This window comes from Brevundimonas sp., assembly GCF_041688735.1.
In the GTDB taxonomy this organism is placed as follows: domain Bacteria; phylum Pseudomonadota; class Alphaproteobacteria; order Caulobacterales; family Caulobacteraceae; genus Brevundimonas.
Genome location: NZ_JBDNHO010000115.1, coordinates 1 through 13,548, shown reverse-complemented (window position 1 = coordinate 13,548; position 13,548 = coordinate 1). Strand labels below are relative to the sequence as shown.

Below are 13,548 nucleotides of genomic sequence, written 5' to 3'. Positions count from 1 at the left end.
GCCGCGCCGGCTCCTCCGTCACGCCGCGTGCGCGGCGCGCCACCTCTCCATGGCAGGGGGAGGAGACGCCGAGGTGACCCCCGCTGAACTCCAGGCCCTGACCGGCGCTACACCCGCCCAGATGGCTGATCTCGACGCCTTCATCACACGCCTGACGGAGGCGAATGCGGTGATGAATCTCGTGGGACCCGATTCCCTTCCCGACGCCTGGAACCGGCACGTCTGGGACTCCGCCCAACTGCTGCAAGTCGCGCCGGAGGCGACGACCTGGGCCGATCTAGGGGCCGGAGCCGGATTCCCCGGCGTCGTGCTCGCCATCCTGTTGAAAGGCCGCGTCGCTGGCCGGGCCCAGCCCCACGTCTGGCTGATCGACAGTCTGGGCAAGCGCTGTCGTTTTCTCGAGTCCGTGGTCGAGGCCCTGTCGCTGCCCGCCACGGTGATCAATGGCCGGGCCGAGGACCATCCGGTCAGGGTCGACGTCGTCACAGCCCGGGCGCTCGCTCCGATGGAGAAGTTGCTGGGCTATGCACAGCCTTATCTGCAGCGCGGGGCACAGGGGCTGTTTCTCAAGGGGGAAAAGGCCGAGGCTGAACTGGTCGAAGCTCGCAAGGTCTGGCAGATCGACAGCACACTCTCGGTCTCGCGCAGCGATCCGAGCGGCCGCATTGTTTCAGTCCGGAGCGTTCGACGTATCCATGGCCGGTAAGCTCCAGACAGACGCCACCCGAGTGCTCGCCGTTTCCAACCAGAAGGGCGGGGTCGGCAAGACCACGACCGCGATCAATCTCGGCACCGCGCTGGCGGCGATCGGCCAGAAGGTGCTCATCGTTGACATGGACCCTCAGGGCAATGCCTCCACGGGACTGGGTGTTCCACGTGAAACACGCCGAATCACCATTTACGACGTGATCGTCGACGACCGTTCGGTGGACGATGCGGCGGTCCAGACCCTGGTTCCCGGTCTGAACATCGTTCCCGCCGACGCCGACATGTCGGGCGTCGAGATTGAGCTGAGCCAGGCGGATCGCCGCTCATTCCGGCTACGCGACGCCTTGGCGCGGCAAGGCGCGGACGGCCAGACCCGGTATGACTATGTGCTTATCGACTGCCCGCCGTCGCTGAACCTGCTGACATTGAACGCCATGGCGGCGGCCGATGCGGTGCTGGTGCCATTGCAGTGCGAGTTCTTCGCCCTCGAAGGCCTGACGCAGCTGATGAAAACTATCGAGATGGTCCGCCAGAGCCTGAATCCCACGCTGGAAATACAGGGCCTGGTTCTGACCATGTATGACCGCCGCAGCACCCTGTCGGGGCAGGTCGCGGCCGACGTGCGCGCGCACTTCGGCGACAAGGTTTATGACGCCGTCATTCCGCGAAACGTCCGCGTGGCCGAAGCCCCGTCGTTCGGCAAGCCAGCCTTGATCTATGACCTGAAATGCGCCGGCAGCCAGGCCTATCTCAGGCTCGCGCGAGAGGTCGTGGCGCGCGAACGCAATCGGCTGATGGCCGCCTGAAAAGCAATGGGAACAGACAGTTGAGCGAACGTCAGCGCGGCCTGGGACGGGGTCTTTCCGCCCTTTTGGGAGAACAGGTGGCCGAGAGCGCCCCGGTCGACGGCGCCCCCGCGCCCGCCGGCGTCCGCATGGCACCGATCGAGAGCCTGAAAGCCAATCCCGACCAGCCCCGCAAGATCTTCGAAAAGGACGATCTGGACGAACTCGCGTCATCGATCCGCGACAGGGGCGTGCTGCAACCCATCCTCGTCAGGTCGCAGCCCGGCGAGGACGGCGTCTGGCAGATCATCGCCGGCGAGCGACGCTGGCGCGCGGCGCAGCAGGCGCGGCTGACCATCGTGCCGGTCATCGTCAAGGAGATGGACGACGTCGCCGTCTTCGAGGTCGCCATCGTCGAAAACGTCCAGCGGACCGACCTCAACCCGCTGGAGGAGGCCGAGGCCTTCCGCGTGCTGATGGAGAAATTCGGCCGCACCCAGGACGCCGTGGCCGGCGTCGTCGGCAAGAGCCGAAGCCACGTGGCGAACACGCTGCGTCTGCTGCAACTGCCTGATCGGGTGCTGAACTATCTCCGCTATGGCAAGCTGTCGGCCGGCCACGCCCGGGCCCTGATCAATACGCCCGACCCCGGCGACCTTGCGGACATCGCGTATGCCGAGGGTCTGAATGTGCGCCAGACCGAGGCACTTGCTCGCCGCGCCATCGAGGGCCCGAAGGCGAAGAAGACGTCCTCGGCCTCGTCTGGCGCGGGCGAGGGGGCGGCCGACATCGCCGCCCTGGAGCAGGATCTGGGCGATGCGCTCGGCCTGAAGGTCCAGCTGGCCGACAAGGGCGGCAAGGGCGAGATCACCATCCGCTACGGCTCTCTTGAGCAACTCGACGACCTGTGTCGCAGACTGATGCGGGGATGAGCGCGGCGTATGCTAGGTTGCAGCCATGACTGACAAGCCGAGCAATCCAACCGCTGAAGCCATGAAGCGCGCCCTCGCTGCCAAGAAGGCCGGGTCCGCTTCCCACCACGGCCTGCAGGGCTCGGCGCGCGCCGAGGAGAAGGCCCAGCAGGCCCGCAGCGCGGCCCTGGCCAAGCCCGCCTTCCGCAAGGCGTCCAAGCGCGGCTGACGTCAGTCGTATCCTCCCCATTGGCATTGCGAACAGGGACGATCCCTACAGGCCCAGCCTTCGTGCCCGGGCTGAAATCTCCAGCAACAGCCGTTCCGCGATCAGCTGGTCGGGTGAGCCGGTCGTCTTGGTGGCGGCGTCGGCGAGGTTGACGCTGTCCAGAACCTTGTCGAGGTCCTCCAGCCGCCAGTTCCGGGCCTGGCGCAGCATCTCGGCCTCTTGTTTCCAGAAAACTCCAGCGGCCTTGGCTGCCTCCTTGGCCCCGGCGCCGTTGGACTGGAGCACATTGATGCGGCGCAGTTTGCCGAGGTGGATAGACGCCTGTCGCACCGCCATGACCGGGGATTCACCCTCGGCCAGCGCGCGCCTCAGGCCGGATTGGGCCGGGGCCGGGCGGCCGCCGAACGCTTGCAAGGCCGCGTCCTGGAGAGAGGCGTCCGGCTCCACGCCCAGATGCAGTTCCAGCTCGGCCACGTCGATCGTTCGCCCCGAGCCGGGGCCGATGTAGAGGGCCAGCCGCTCGATCTCCTGGCGCATCAGGCCGCGTTCGCGGGGCAGGCGGCCGACGAACCGGTCCAGTGCGTCCTGGGTGAGCCCAACCGTGTCGGCGGCAAGCGCCTCGCGGGTCATGCGCACGACGTCGCCGGTCTCATCCTCATAGACTGCGATGCCAACGGACGACTTGCCCGCTTCGGCCGCCTTGCGCAGCGCAGAGTCGCGGCCCAGCGCGCCCGCCTCGATGACCAGCATGGCATCGGGATTATAGCCGCCCTCGGCGTGGGTCTTCAGCGCCACCGCCAGCATCTTGTCGATAGAGGCCTTCTCGGAGCCCAGCCGAATCCGGACCAGACGGCGGCCACCGATCATCGACAGAGCGGTCAGCGCCTCTTCCAGCCGGGCCTCGTCGCCGTCGATGTCGCTGTCGGTCAGGACGGTGACGTTGAAGGGATCGTTCAGGTCTGGCGTGATCGACTTGCAAAGGATTCCGGCGCGCTCGCCGACGCCTGACCGGTCCTTGCCGTGGATGACGACGGCGCGGACATCGCGGTCCGGCGACTTGAGGAAGCGATCGACCTCGGGTCGCTTGGCGAGGATCATGCTTTACTCCGCCGAAAGGGGAGGAATGCCGGGAGCCATGGTCACTGCGCGGCCAGCGCCCGCATCAGGTCCAGCCGAATGAGGCGGGCCAGTTCGGCCGCGGCGCGGTCCTCGCCGTCCTGCTGGCCGGCGATGGCGGCATAGGGCTGGTCGGCGGCGGCATAGGTGGTGGTCACCGTCTCAACCCCGGAAAGGGGCGCGCCGCCGCTCGCCGGGGTCAGCGTCCAGCTGCCCTTGACCGTGAGCTCATAGCGGGTGGCGGTGTCGTCGATCCGGCGACCCAGAGGGCGGCGGGACTGGTCAATCGAGGTCTGAAGCCGCCACAGAGGGGCCTGGCGGGCGTCGCGACCGAGCGCGTCCTCGAGCTGCTCGCGCACCCGATAGCCGAGACGGTCGTCCTGGGTGGTCACGGCGATGCGCGACAGGGACGAGCCTACCTCTGCGTCGCCGTAAACCGGCGTAAAGCCGCAGGCGGTCAGGGCGAGCGAAAGTCCCGTTATTGAGACAACTGCGATCACGCGCGTGCGCATCACCCGACCACCAGATTGACGATGCGATCCTTGACCACCACGATCTTCCTCACGGTCTGACCCTCCAGTCGCGCCAGAACATCTGGATCGGCCATAACGATCGCTTCGACCTCGGCCGGTTCCAAGCCGCGCGCGACGTTGATTTCGCCGCGGCGCTTGCCGTTGACTTGGATGGGCAGTGTCACTTCGTCGTCGGCCGCCAGAGCCGGGTCATGGACCGGCCAGGGCGCGTCCAGCACCATCCCCTCTTCGCCCAGCCGCGTCCAGCACTCCTCGGCCAGATGGGGGGTGAAGGGGGCGATCAGTCGCGTCAGGGTCAACAAGGCCTCGCGGCGCGCCGCGCCGCCGGCCTTGCCGTGATCGCGTACCGTGGCCACGAAGGCATGGAGTTTGGCGATGGCCGAGTTGAAGCGGAAGCCGGTGACGCCTTCGGACACGGCCTTGATGGCCTTGTGCGTCTCGCGGATAAGGCTGGCTTCCTGATCGGCTTGGGCGGGTGCAGACAGGTCGAAGCTCTCGACTTCGGCCCAGACCCGCTGGACGAAGCGGCTGGCACCCTCGACGCCGCCGGCGGTCCACTGCACGTCGCGCTCGGGTGGGCTGTCGGACAGGACGAACAGGCGACCGGCGTCCACACCATAGGCCTCGACGATCTCCTGCGGAGCCACGACGTTCTTCCTGGACTTGGACATCTTCTCGATGCCCCCGACCTCAACCGGATGGCCCAGTTCGATATCGACCCAGACACCGTCGCGCTTCTCGACCTCTGACGGAAGCAGCCAGTTGCCGTTGCGCGACTTGTAGGTCTCGTGGACCACCATGCCTTGGGTGAAGAGGCCGGCGAACGGTTCCTTGACGTTCATCAGCCCTGCGTCGCTCAAGGCCCGGCTTATGAACCGGGCATAGAGCAGGTGAAGCACGGCGTGTTCGACGCCACCGATATACTGATCGACCGGCAGCCATTTGTCGGCGGCTACGCGGTTGATCGGCCCGGCCGCCGTCGGGTCGGTGAAACGGGCGAAATACCAGCTGGAATCGACGAAGGTATCGAGGGTGTCGGTCTCGCGCGTCGCCGCCGCGCCACACGACGGGCAGGCGACGTGCTTCCACGTCGGGTGGCGATCCAGCGGATTTCCGGGAGCGTCGAAAGTGACGTCCTTGGGCAGCTCGATCGGCAACTGGTCGGTTGGGACGGCGAGGGGGCCACAGGTGGGACAATGGATCACGGGGATCGGACACCCCCAGTAGCGCTGGCGGCTGACGCCCCAGTCGCGCAGGCGATAGATGGTCGCGCCTTGACCCTGGCCAGCCGCTTCGACGCGGGCGATGGCCGCGGCCTTGGCGGGCTCGATCTCCAGACCGTTCAGAAAGTCCGAAGCGAATATCTTGCCGGAACCCACGTAAGCCTCTGTTCCAACTTTGAAATCGTCACCCTGATCGTCAGGTCTCACGACAGGGACAACGGGCAGGCCGTATTTATGGGCGAAGTCGAGATCACGCTGGTCATGGGCGGGACATCCGAAAATGGCGCCCGTGCCGTACTCCGACAGGATAAAGTTGGCGATCCAGACCGGGAGCTGGCGCCCGTCGAACGGATGGAGGACCTTTATCCCGGTATCGAAACCGATCTTCTCGGCCTGTTCGATTTCAGCCTGGGTCGAACCGCCCTTGCGGCATTCGGCGATGAAGGCGGCCGCGGCCGGATCGGCCTCGGCGACGGCGCGGGCGATCGGATGGTCGGGCGCGATGCCCATGAAGGACGCCCCGAACAGGGTGTCGGGGCGGGTAGTGTAGATCTCCAGACCGTCCGGCGCGACAGCAGGCGGATCTCCCGCCCACTGCCACGTCATCTGCAGGCCCTTGGACCGGCCGATCCAGTTCTCCTGCATCAGCCGGACCTTGTCGGGCCAGCGGCCCTCCAGTGCCTTCAACCCCTCGATCAGGTCGTCGGCGTAGTCGGTGATGCGCAGGAACCACTGGTTCAGCTTGCGCTTCTCGACCACCGCGCCTGAACGCCAGCCACGTCCGTCGACGACCTGCTCATTGGCCAGGACGGTGTTGTCGACCGGATCCCAGTTGACCACCGAATCCTTGCGATAGACCAGGCCACGCTTGAACAGTTCGAGGAACCAGGCCTGCTGCTTGCCGTAGTAGGCGGGATCGCAGGTGGCGAACTCGCGGCTCCAGTCCAGCGACAGGCCGAGTAATTTCAGCTGCTCGCGCATCGCCGCGATGTTGGACCATGTCCAGTCGCCGGGATGGACGCCGCGCTCTATGGCGGCGTTCTCGGCCGGAAGCCCGAAGGCGTCCCAGCCCATCGGATGCAGGACGTCGAACCCTTGCGCCCGCTTTGACCGGGCCACCACGTCGCCCATGACATAGTTGCGGGCGTGACCCATGTGGATGTTGCCCGACGGGTAAGGGAACATCTCCAGCACATAGTATTTGGGCCTGCCGGTTCCTTCGGTAGGCATGCGAAAGGCGTCGGCGGCCGCCCAGCGCGCTTGCTGGCGAGGTTCGGCGGTCTTTGGCTCGTAGCGGGCCACGGGAATCCTTCAGGCGGCTCCTAAAGGGCGGGCCTGAAGGAGACTGTGGTCGGAGAGAGGCGATCAGCCCGCAGTGGACAGGTTGAGCTGGCGCGCCTTGGTCAGGATGGCGTTTTCCAGATCGGTCTCGGTCTGGGCGGCCACGGCGGTGGCGATCCAACCGCCGGTCGCGTCGCGGACTTCCTTGGTCACGGTGACGTTCAAGGCGTCGGCCCGCAGGCGGGTGTCGAGGATGAAGACGGTGGCCTTGAAGCGCTCGTTCGGCGCCTGGGGGTCACTGTACCAGTCGTAGTTGATCACCCCGCCCCACGGATCGGCGTTGGCCAGGGGCATGAAGCTGAAGGTATCCAGGGTGGCGCGCCACAGGAAGGCGTTGACGCCAATTCCGGCCTGGGTGCTCGCTGCCGATCTCGGGGCGCCGCCGCCGCCGAAGGCGTCGCCAACCGTCGGCCCGAAGGGGCGACCGGCGGAACATCCGACCAGCACCAGGCCCGAGGCGATCAGGGCGACAGTCGCGCCACGAACCAGCACCATCGAAACTCTCCATTCGATCATAACGCGGCGCGGACCCATCCACGCGCGCGCGACGACCGCCCATCAGGGTTTCGGCCGAAGCGACGCTCTATAACACGCTGAAAAGGGGCGATGACAAGGCGTAGTCGCGCGACTACGCGACGGCGTCCTGTCCCTGCGGGTCGGCGCGGGCGTCATAGCCGTGACGCTCGCGCCACAGGAGTCTTCCAGAGTCGCACGGAACCCCCGGTAGGCGACCACGTTCGATTGACCGGGCGGTGAAGCGATGTCTAATCGTTTCAGCGACCGTGGCGGGAAAATCCGCCGCGGCGTGAAGGGCAGGATATGCGCAAGAATGGCGCGTTCATAGTTGGACTGGTCTCGGGGCTTGCCCTGCTGACCCTTGCCGACGTCGCCTCGGCGCAGACGGCCGGCAGCCGCACGCCGGCAGTGTCCTTGTCCGAAGCCCAGGCCGCGCGCGCCGCCGCCGCGCCACCGACCGGCCCGTCGCGTCTTCGCTTCACCGAGCGTGGCCGGTGGGGCCTCGATCTGAACCTCAGCCAGCCCGTCGGCCGCGAACGAGACCTCGGCGACGTCGAGGCCGGGGCCTATTACCGCGTCAATCCGCGCCTGCGCGTCGGTGCCGCCGCCGGTCTGGCCGAGCCAGAGGCTGATCCGGCCCGCGCACCGCAGAGCAGCGACCGCCGCGCCGCGCCGCGCTTCCGTCTGGAATCGATCTTCCGCTTCTGACGCGTCTACGCTCGGAATGCGGACCTGATCGCCGATACGCACGCCAACCCGCACGCCCCGGTGCCGATGATTTCGCGCGCTGTGGAAGCGTCGATGCCGCCGAGCGCATAGACCGGACGGGGCGCGGCCTCGACCAGCGCCCTGAAGGCGACGACCCCCAGCGCGGGCCTTTCCGCCGAAGCGCCTGCCGCAGGAAAAACCGGGGAGACGACCACCGCATCAAGAGATCCGGATCGGGCCAGGGCTTCCGTGCCGTGCGCCGCGCCCGTCAGCAGCCAGTCCGGCCGGGCTTTCGCCAGACCGGCGGCCTGATCCAGCGCCCGTTCCGGCAGGTGCACGCCGTCCGCGCCGATGGTCTCGGCCAAGGCGGCGTCCAGGCCGATCAACAGCAGTAAATTTCGCCGCGACGCGACCTCGCGCAGCTTCAACGCCGTCTCGCGGGCGTCGGTCACGCCGAAATGACGAAAGACCACGCCCGCCCCGGCGGGCAGGCCTTCGGCGGTCTCCCACGGCCGGGGGGCCCGCGCGGGGTCGGTGAAGAACAGCAGCGGTGGCAGGGCGCGACGCGGCGACCCGCTGACTTCCGCGGCGTCGCGTGCGAGAACTCGGGCGACCTCCCAGAGAATTTCGGCGTCCGGCTCCATCATGTCCTCGTCATCCCCCGATCCCGACGATCCGTCCAGCGCCGTGGCCTGGCGCTTCGCCGAGGCGCGCGCGGCGATCAACCAGGCCTGCGCCGCCGCCGGGCGAGATCCGGCATCGGTGGTCCTGACCGCCGTGACCAAGACCCAGCCGCCCGAGGCGCTGGAGGCGGCGCTGTCGACCGGCCAGCGCGTTTTCGGCGAGAACCGGGTGCAGGAGGCGCAAGGCCATTGGTCTGCGCGGCGCGCGGAGGTGCCGGATCTCGAGCTGCGGTTGATCGGCCCGCTGCAGACCAACAAGGCGGCGGACGCCCTGGCGCTGTTCGACGTCATCGAGACGCTGGACCGGACGAAACTGGCCGAGGCTCTCGCTGGCGCTGGAGACAGGCTGGGCCTGACGCCGCGCGTTCTGGTCCAGGTCAATACAGGCGCAGAACCGCAGAAGGCCGGAGTCGAGCCGGACGGGGCCGATGCGCTTGTCGCGCGGGCGCGGTTGCTGGGCCTGACGGTCGAGGGGCTCATGTGTATTCCGCCGGTCGCTGATGAGGCGGGGCCGCATTTCGCGCGACTCCGCGACATGGCGCAACGCAACGGGCTGGAGGTCCTGTCCATGGGCATGAGTGGCGATTTCGAAACGGCCATCACCTTGGGCGCGACCCACGTGCGGCTCGGATCGGCCCTGTTCGGGGAACGAAACACCCTCCAGACGCCCTCTATGGACTGAAAACCGCTCCGCTTGCGGTCCAACCCTTGGCGGAACCGCCGACGCTCGCCATTCTGGTATCCATGCCCACACCCAAAACCATCCTCATCATCGACGACGACGACGACCTGCGCGAGGCGTTGGCAGAGCAATTGGCCCTGCACGAGGCGTTTCGGCCGGTACAGGCCGCGACCGCAACCGAGGGGGTCCGGCTGGGGTGCGAGACGCGCGCTGACCTGATCCTGCTGGATGTCGACCTGCCCGATATGGACGGTCGCGAAGCCTGTCGCCTGCTACGCAAGGACGGCGTCTCGACGCCGATCATCATGCTGACCGGCCAGTCGTCGGAATCCGACACCGTGCTGGGACTGGAGTCGGGGGCGAACGACTATGTCACCAAGCCCTTCCGCTTCGCCGTCCTGCTGGCCCGAATCCGCGCCCACCTGCGCAGCCATGAACAGTCCGAGGACGCCGTCTTCCGCGTCGGCCCTTATGAGTTCCGCCCCGCCGCCAAGATCCTGGTCGACGACATGGGTCGCAAGGTCCGGCTGACGGAGAAGGAAACCAACATCCTGAAATACCTCTATCGCGCCGGGGCCAAGGCCGTGTCGCGCGAGGAGCTGCTGACCGAGGTGTGGGGCTATAACGCCGGGGTAACAACCCACACGCTGGAAACGCACATCTACCGCTTGCGCCAGAAGATCGAATCCGAGCCCGGGCAGGCGCGGCTGCTGTTGACGGATGCGGGTGGATATCGGCTGCAGCCTTAGTCAGCCAGGCCGCCACTCGCTGAGCAGGACGCTGGAATCCGCGGTCGTGAAGGCGACCCGGTCCAACCGGATCGCGGCGATGCACACGGGGCGCTGGTCCGGGCTGGAGGCGCGGCAGCGGACCGCCTGTCCGTCCGGGAAGCCGGTCAACCGGCCTTCCAGTACGACGCGATAGCCGCCGACCGGCGCGACCAAAGGCGTGTCTCCGGTTGGCCGGCTGGTGAAGGCATAGGCCCGGCCGTTGCGGCGACCCACCCGGGAATCGTCCGACTTGAACACGGCGGCCAGACCCACGGTCTGGGGCGAGGGCGCGCCGCCTCCGCTCTGCAGCGGATCGGCCCGAACCGTCGAGCAGTCGCCGGCGGTCAGCCAAGGACGCGGAATCCAGAACCCTTCGACGGCTTCCCAGTCTGATCGGTCGGCCACCCCCGAGATGAGCGCGGTGTTCAACCAGTCCCCCGGGGTCAGGCTCAACTGGATGGTCTGGTTCTCGGGCCCCCACGACCAGCGGGCCAGGCCGTCGCCGGCGGCCTCCGTCCCCGTCGTTTGGGGCCCGTTACAGCCAAAGGGGATGCGGAGGGTGAAGGGGCGTCCGACCAGAGCCTCGGATCCCTCGGAGCGCTCTCCCGCTACATAGGCCGAGGCGGCCCGTGACGTGGCGGCGAGCAGTGCGGCTCGGGTCAGTGCGGTCGGCGCGGTGATGGCCGGGGCGGTCGCCGGGTCGGCGAGCACGGGCTCCGCATCCACCGGTTCGGGCTCTTCACGGGCGCACTGGGCGAGCAACAGGCTGGCGGCGAGGGTTGTCAGGACAGGGAAAAGGCGAGGGAATTTGGAGCGGGTTCCAAGCATGGCTTCACCTTAACATACTACCGTCGTCTGTCGCGTTAAGGCCAAAGACCATTGACGCGGCCTGCGTCGGCGGGTCTTCAGGCCCCTATGAGTTTCGATCAGATCGCCGCTCTGGCTGTCCTCGTCGCCATTGTCGTGACGTTGATCCACGGCAAGCTACGGTCGGATGTGGCGGCCCTGTCCGGCGCTGCGGCCCTGTTGCTACTGGGCGTGATCCGACCGGTTGAGGTTCAGGGCGCCTTCGCCAGCCCGGCCGTCATCGCCCTCGCCAGCCTGTTCGTGATTGCCTACGCCATCGAGCTTTCCGGCTTGCTGGGATTGCTTATCCGTCAGGCGAGCAAGCTGTGCGTCCGACTGGGGGCCCTGGGTCTCTGGGTGGTGATCGTCCTTTGCGGCGGCGCCTCGGCCTTCCTCAACAACACGCCGATCGTCGTGCTGGCGGCCCCGGTGGTGAAGGATGTGGCGCTGGGGATGAACCTGTCGCCGAAGCGGTTCCTGATCCCGCTGAGCTATGTGACCATCATGGGCGGCGCCTGCACCCTGATCGGAACCTCGACCAACCTGCTGGTCAACGACATGGCGCGAAATGCCGGCCAGCCGATTTTCACCCTGTTCGAGATCACGCCCGTGGCGCTGGTCATCGCCGTGTTCGGCGGGCTCTACCTCTATCTCTTGGGAGGGCGACTGCTGAGAAGCGACGATCCGGGTCCGGCGAGGGTCCAGGCGCATGGGCAGACCGGGGACGGCCTTCTGGGCGACGCCGCCCTGTTCGCCGCGGCCGACCGGCCGTTCGATCCCAAGCGGGCTTTCCTGGCACTGGGCGTCTTCGTGGCTGTGATCGTGGCTGCGGGCCTCGGCGTTGCGCCGATCGCCGCCTCAGCTTTTGCCGGCGCGGTGGTCCTTATTCTGCTCCGGGTGGTCAGCCCCGACGAAGCCTATGCGGGACTTCGGCCCGAGGTCCTGCTGCTGATCGCGGGGATGGTGGTGGTCGGTCTGGCGATCGAGGTGACCGGTCTGGCCAGTCAGGGTGCCGACCTCCTGATCGGTGCCATCCGCCCGCTGGGGCCGCTCGGGGCCCTGATCATCCTGTACGGCGTTACCCTGTTCGCGACCGAGCTACTGTCAAACGTGGCGGTCGCCGTGCTGATCACGCCGGTCGCCGTCGCCTTGGCCACCAGCTTGGGCGTGGATCCCCGGCCCTTCCTCGTCGGGGTGATGATGGCCGCCTCGGCCGCCTTCGCCACGCCGTTCGGCTATCAGACCAATGTGCTGGTGTTCCAGATCGGCGGATACAGCTACATGGATTTCGTCCGCGTCGGCGTGCCGCTGAACCTGATCACCTGGGTGGCGGCGATGATTGCCATCCCGGTCTTCTTCCCGTTCTGAGTCTCAGATCGCCAGGTCGACCGTCACCGGCGCGTGGTCGCTGGGCTGTGTCCATTCCCTCACGGTATCGTGGATACGGGCGCTGCCGGGTGCGACGGCGGGCGTCAGGCCGGGCGAGGTCCACAGATGGTCGAGCCGCAAGCCGCGGTTGGACTTGCGGAAGTCGGCGGCGCGATAGCTCCACCAGCTGGCCAGTTTCTGCGGCTCCGGAATCTGGTCGCGCACCACATCGGCGAAGCCGCCGGCGGCCTGAAGCCGGCGCAGGGTCTCGACCTCTAGAGGGGTGTGGCTGACGATCTTCGACATATAGCGGTGGTTCCAGACGTCGTTCTCGCCTGGGGCGATGTTGAAGTCCCCGGCCAGCACCAGCGGACGCTGCCTGTCGCGGCCGCCCATTTCGGCGGTGAGGCGCTCGTAGAAATCCATCTTGTGATCGAATTTCGGGTTCACATCCCGGTCGGCTACGTCGCCGCCGGCCGGGATGTAGAAATTCTGCACCTCGACCCCGTCCACCACCACGCCGACACAACGGGCGTGGCCTTCGCGGCAGACGTCTAGCGCCGGGGCCGCCGTGATCGGCCTGCGGCTGGCGATGGCGACGCCGTGCCAGCCCTTCTGGCCGCCGATCTTCAAATGCGGCATCCCCATCGCCTCGAAGGCGCCGCGAGGAAACTGGTCCTCAAGGCATTTGATCTCCTGCAGGCACAGGACGTCGGTTCCGCTCTCGGCGACGAAGCGGGCGACCTGGTCGATGCGCAGGCGGACGGAGTTGATGTTCCAGGTGGCGATACGAAGCATCGCCTGTCTTTAGGGAGACCGCCGCCAAAAGGCTGCACTTTTTGGGGCGTCATCGCTCGCCAAGCACCAGGCCGCCCGCGGGTCCGACCTTCGTTCGGCCCGAGGACACGCTACGGGTCGGGAGATCCCGGAGCGCCGACGACCGCGGCCCGACAAAGAGGCGCCCGGTGGGGGACCGGGCGCCGTCAGTTTCGTCTCTCTCGCCGCCGGAAAGGGGATGAAACCCGTAGCGGATTCGATCAGCTCCCGCCGATCTGTTGCGAAAGTGCCACGCTCGCCGAGAAAAGTCAATCCAGCCGCAGTGACGCTGCCGCCTGTCTGGTCGGGCTAG

15 protein-coding genes are annotated in these 13,548 nt (G+C 67.2%); 8 read left to right on the top strand and 7 right to left on the bottom strand.

Going from position 1 to position 13,548, the window contains the following annotated elements:
* Positions 1–49 precede the first annotated feature (49 nt).
* Genes rsmG through ACESMO_RS11960 form a run of 4 tightly spaced genes read left to right on the top strand, consistent with a single transcriptional unit; the run spans position 50 to position 2,633 of the window.
* Positions 50–706, top strand: coding sequence for a 16S rRNA (guanine(527)-N(7))-methyltransferase RsmG (rsmG, locus tag ACESMO_RS11975; protein ID WP_372708374.1), 657 nt, complete (start codon positions 50–52; stop codon positions 704–706).
* On the top strand, positions 696–1,514 hold the full coding sequence (locus ACESMO_RS11970) for a ParA family protein (RefSeq protein WP_372708373.1): 819 nt from the start codon (positions 696–698) through the stop codon (positions 1,512–1,514). Before rsmG ends, ACESMO_RS11970 begins: the two co-directional genes overlap by 11 nt.
* Positions 1,515–1,534: 20 nt before the next feature.
* Positions 1,535–2,425 (top strand): ParB/RepB/Spo0J family partition protein, encoded by an 891-nt coding sequence (locus tag ACESMO_RS11965; protein WP_372708372.1) that lies wholly within the window; start codon positions 1,535–1,537, stop codon positions 2,423–2,425.
* A 25-nt stretch (positions 2,426–2,450) separates the two neighbouring features.
* Positions 2,451–2,633, top strand: coding sequence for a hypothetical protein (locus ACESMO_RS11960; protein WP_372708371.1), 183 nt, complete (start codon positions 2,451–2,453; stop codon positions 2,631–2,633).
* Positions 2,634–2,678: 45 nt separating this feature from the next.
* Here the strand turns inward: ACESMO_RS11960 and holA are convergent, their stop codons facing one another.
* The 4 genes from holA to ACESMO_RS11940 all read right to left on the bottom strand — a co-directional run bounded on the left by holA (position 2,679) and on the right by ACESMO_RS11940 (position 7,341).
* The gene (holA, locus tag ACESMO_RS11955; protein ID WP_372708370.1) at positions 2,679–3,731 is read right to left on the bottom strand and encodes a DNA polymerase III subunit delta; all 1,053 of its coding nucleotides are present in this window, start codon (positions 3,729–3,731) and stop codon (positions 2,679–2,681) included.
* A gap of 41 nt (positions 3,732–3,772) precedes the next feature.
* Complete coding sequence (lptE, locus tag ACESMO_RS11950; RefSeq protein WP_372708369.1) at positions 3,773–4,249, bottom strand: LPS assembly lipoprotein LptE; 477 nt, start codon at positions 4,247–4,249, stop codon at positions 3,773–3,775.
* Positions 4,250–4,260: 11 nt separating this feature from the next.
* On the bottom strand, positions 4,261–6,807 hold the full coding sequence (leuS, locus tag ACESMO_RS11945) for a leucine--tRNA ligase (RefSeq protein WP_372708368.1): 2,547 nt from the start codon (positions 6,805–6,807) through the stop codon (positions 4,261–4,263).
* 63 nt (positions 6,808–6,870) lie between these two features.
* The gene (locus ACESMO_RS11940) at positions 6,871–7,341 is read right to left on the bottom strand and encodes a DUF3576 domain-containing protein (RefSeq protein ID WP_372708367.1); all 471 of its coding nucleotides are present in this window, start codon (positions 7,339–7,341) and stop codon (positions 6,871–6,873) included.
* Positions 7,342–7,665: 324 nt separating this feature from the next.
* Here ACESMO_RS11940 and ACESMO_RS11935 point away from each other — a divergent pair, with 324 nt between their 5' ends.
* Positions 7,666–8,070 (top strand): NtrZ family periplasmic regulatory protein, encoded by a 405-nt coding sequence (locus ACESMO_RS11935; RefSeq protein WP_372708366.1) that lies wholly within the window; start codon positions 7,666–7,668, stop codon positions 8,068–8,070.
* A gap of 5 nt (positions 8,071–8,075) precedes the next feature.
* Here the strand turns inward: ACESMO_RS11935 and ACESMO_RS11930 are convergent, their stop codons facing one another.
* Positions 8,076–8,717: a thiamine phosphate synthase gene (locus ACESMO_RS11930; protein WP_372708365.1), complete on the bottom strand. Its 642-nt coding sequence runs from the start codon at positions 8,715–8,717 to the stop codon at positions 8,076–8,078.
* Here ACESMO_RS11930 and ACESMO_RS11925 point away from each other — a divergent pair.
* Positions 8,716–9,435, top strand: a complete 720-nt coding sequence (locus ACESMO_RS11925; protein ID WP_372708364.1) for a YggS family pyridoxal phosphate-dependent enzyme — start codon at positions 8,716–8,718, stop codon at positions 9,433–9,435. The genes ACESMO_RS11930 and ACESMO_RS11925 overlap by 2 nt on opposite strands.
* 62 nt (positions 9,436–9,497) lie before the next feature.
* Positions 9,498–10,184 (top strand): response regulator transcription factor, encoded by a 687-nt coding sequence (locus tag ACESMO_RS11920; protein ID WP_372708363.1) that lies wholly within the window; start codon positions 9,498–9,500, stop codon positions 10,182–10,184.
* On the opposite strand, the gene ACESMO_RS11915 is transcribed toward ACESMO_RS11920, so the two are convergent.
* The gene (locus tag ACESMO_RS11915; protein ID WP_372708362.1) at positions 10,185–11,033 is read right to left on the bottom strand and encodes a hypothetical protein; all 849 of its coding nucleotides are present in this window, start codon (positions 11,031–11,033) and stop codon (positions 10,185–10,187) included.
* 87 nt (positions 11,034–11,120) lie between these two features.
* On the opposite strand from ACESMO_RS11915, the gene ACESMO_RS11910 reads away from it, so the two are divergent.
* Complete coding sequence (locus tag ACESMO_RS11910) at positions 11,121–12,419, top strand: SLC13 family permease (RefSeq protein ID WP_372708361.1); 1,299 nt, start codon at positions 11,121–11,123, stop codon at positions 12,417–12,419.
* A gap of 3 nt (positions 12,420–12,422) precedes the next feature.
* On the opposite strand, the gene ACESMO_RS11905 is transcribed toward ACESMO_RS11910, so the two are convergent.
* Entirely contained in the window at positions 12,423–13,217 is a 795-nt protein-coding gene (locus tag ACESMO_RS11905) for an exodeoxyribonuclease III (RefSeq protein ID WP_372708360.1), read from the bottom strand.
* Positions 13,218–13,548 lie beyond the last annotated feature (331 nt).

Bases quoted from the DNA above. Each gene is read 5' to 3' on its own strand.
- rsmG (WP_372708374.1), top strand. From the start codon at position 50: ATGGCAGGGGGAGGAGACGCCGAGGTGACCCCCGCTGAACTCCAGGCC.
- ACESMO_RS11970 (WP_372708373.1), top strand. From the start codon at position 696: ATGGCCGGTAAGCTCCAGACAGACGCCACCCGAGTGCTCGCCGTTTCC.
- ACESMO_RS11960 (WP_372708371.1), top strand. From the start codon at position 2,451: ATGACTGACAAGCCGAGCAATCCAACCGCTGAAGCCATGAAGCGCGCC.
- holA (WP_372708370.1), bottom strand. From the start codon at position 3,731: ATGATCCTCGCCAAGCGACCCGAGGTCGATCGCTTCCTCAAGTCGCCG.
- ACESMO_RS11940 (WP_372708367.1), bottom strand. From the start codon at position 7,341: ATGGTGCTGGTTCGTGGCGCGACTGTCGCCCTGATCGCCTCGGGCCTG.
- ACESMO_RS11935 (WP_372708366.1), top strand. From the start codon at position 7,666: ATGCGCAAGAATGGCGCGTTCATAGTTGGACTGGTCTCGGGGCTTGCC.
- ACESMO_RS11925 (WP_372708364.1), top strand. From the start codon at position 8,716: ATGTCCTCGTCATCCCCCGATCCCGACGATCCGTCCAGCGCCGTGGCC.
- ACESMO_RS11930 (WP_372708365.1), bottom strand. From the start codon at position 8,717: ATGATGGAGCCGGACGCCGAAATTCTCTGGGAGGTCGCCCGAGTTCTC.
- ACESMO_RS11920 (WP_372708363.1), top strand. From the start codon at position 9,498: ATGCCCACACCCAAAACCATCCTCATCATCGACGACGACGACGACCTG.
- ACESMO_RS11915 (WP_372708362.1), bottom strand. From the start codon at position 11,033: ATGCTTGGAACCCGCTCCAAATTCCCTCGCCTTTTCCCTGTCCTGACA.
- ACESMO_RS11910 (WP_372708361.1), top strand. From the start codon at position 11,121: ATGAGTTTCGATCAGATCGCCGCTCTGGCTGTCCTCGTCGCCATTGTC.
- ACESMO_RS11905 (WP_372708360.1), bottom strand. From the start codon at position 13,217: ATGCTTCGTATCGCCACCTGGAACATCAACTCCGTCCGCCTGCGCATC.